This is a genomic window from Pseudomonas sp. EGD-AK9 (assembly GCF_000465935.2).
Taxonomy (GTDB): domain Bacteria; phylum Pseudomonadota; class Gammaproteobacteria; order Pseudomonadales; family Pseudomonadaceae; genus Aquipseudomonas.
On record NZ_AVOF01000483.1, the window covers coordinates 1 to 1884 of the forward strand.

The 1884-nt window shown below is 66.8% G+C and carries 2 protein-coding genes; one reads left to right on the plus strand and one right to left on the minus strand.

The genetic code is table 11. The annotated features are described in order from the left end of the window. Positions 1-246: 246 nt before the first annotated feature. Entirely contained in the window at positions 247-1377 is a 1131-nt protein-coding gene (locus N878_RS19185) for a M14-type cytosolic carboxypeptidase (RefSeq protein ID WP_021445186.1), read from the plus strand. Between the two features lie 121 nt (positions 1378-1498). Here the strand turns inward: N878_RS19185 and N878_RS19190 are convergent. After that, positions 1499-1884, minus strand: a 386-nt coding sequence (locus tag N878_RS19190; RefSeq protein WP_021445187.1) for an OprD family outer membrane porin, incomplete at its 5' end; no start/stop codon positions are given.

Below are 1884 nucleotides of genomic sequence, written 5' to 3' on the forward strand. Positions count from 1 at the left end.
CATGGCCTTCATCCTGCCGGGCTGGGCTCGCGGGCGGCGCAGCCGGCCAGCAGCGTCAGGGCGAGCAGGGCGGTGAGGCTGTGGCGCAGGAGGATGGGGCTGGGCATGGCGGGATTCTCTGGTTGAGTCGGCTCAGGCCGTTAGGCCGACCTTGCCAACCTTAGTTCGCCAGGAGCGACCTGTCTGCCTTCACAGCGACGCGGCGAGCTGCAATCCTGACGGCTGATTTCGGCTCACGAGGCATTCATGAAGATCAGCGCGGATTTCGACAGCGGCAATATCCAGGTCATCGACGCCAGCGACCCGCAGCGGGTGCTGCTGGCCATGCGCCCGGACCTCAACAGTCATCATTTCCAGTGGTTTCACTTTCAGGTGGACGGCCTGCAGCCGGGGCAGCACCACGCCTTCAGCCTGACCAACGCCGGACAGTCGGCCTACAACAATGCCTGGGACGGCTACCAGGCCGTGGCCAGCTACGACCGGCAAGACTGGTTTCGCGTGCCCACCCGCTTCGCGGACGGCCAGTTGCACTTCGAGCTGCAGGCCGAGCGCGCGCAGGCCTGGTTCGCCTATTTCGAGCCCTATAGCCGGGCACGCCACGATGCGCTGATCGAGCAGGCGCTGAGCCAGGCCGGCGCCGAGCTGCTGGCCTGCGGCAAGAGCCTGGAAGGGCGCGATATCCAGCTGCTGCGCATCGCGCGCCAGGCGCAGACGCCGCGCAAGCTGTGGATCATCGCCCAGCAGCATCCCGGCGAGCACATGGCCGAGTGGTTCATGGAAGGGCTGATCGAGCGCCTGCAGGACCCGCAGGATGCCGAGTTGAATGCGCTGCTGGCCCAGGCCGAGCTGTACCTGGTGCCGAACATGAACCCCGACGGCGCCTTTCGCGGCCACCTGCGCACCAACCATGCGGGGCAGGACCTCAACCGCGCCTGGCAGTCGGCCAGCGCCGAGCGCAGCCCGGAAGTGCTGTTCGTGCTGCAACAGATGCAGCGCATCGGCGTCGACCTGTTCCTGGATATCCACGGCGACGAGGAAATTCCTCACGTGTTCACCGCCGGCTGCGAGGGCAACCCCGGTTACACGCCGCGCCTGGCTGCGCTGGAGGAGGACTTCCGTCGGCGCTTGGTGGGCATAGGCGCCGAGTTCCAGACCCGTTTCGGCTACCCGCGCGACGAACCCGGCCAGGCCAACCTGACCCTGGCGTGCAACGCCGTGGGCCAGGCCTTCGACTGCCTGTCGTTCACCATCGAGATGCCGTTCAAGGACCACGACGACAACCCGCAGCCACGCACCGGCTGGAACGGCGCGCGCTCGAAGCAGCTGGGGCGGGACGTGTTGACGGTGCTGGCGCAGATGGTGGGCCAGCTGCGCTGAAGGGGGAATAGGGGCCAGCGGCAAGCCGTTGGATCTGCAGGCAAAAAAAAGCCCGTCGCAAGGACGGGCGCAAAGTGCCGTACACACATGGAGACAAGCGGACGCGCTGGCGCGTCGGGCGTTACAGGATCGACAGCGGGTAGTTGATGATCAGGCGGTTCTCCTGCAGGTCCATGCCGACGTCGCGACGCACGTCGGAGTTGCGCCAGCGCACGCTGAGGTTCTTCAGGCTGCCTTCCTGGATGGTGTAGGCCAGCTCGGACTCGCGGCCCCACTCCTCGGCGTCGGTGCGGCCGCCGGCGTGGATGTTGGAGCCGCTGACGTAGCGGTTCATCAGGGTCAGGGCGGGGATGCCGAGGCCGGCGAAGTTGTAGTCGTGGCGGATCTGCCAGGAACGCTCTTCGGGGGCGTCGTAGCTGTTGGTGAAGCCGTCGTTGACCAGGGTGCCGCCGCTGGTGCCGTCGATGCGCAGGAACTTGCTGTCGCCGTCCAGGTGCTGGTAGGCAA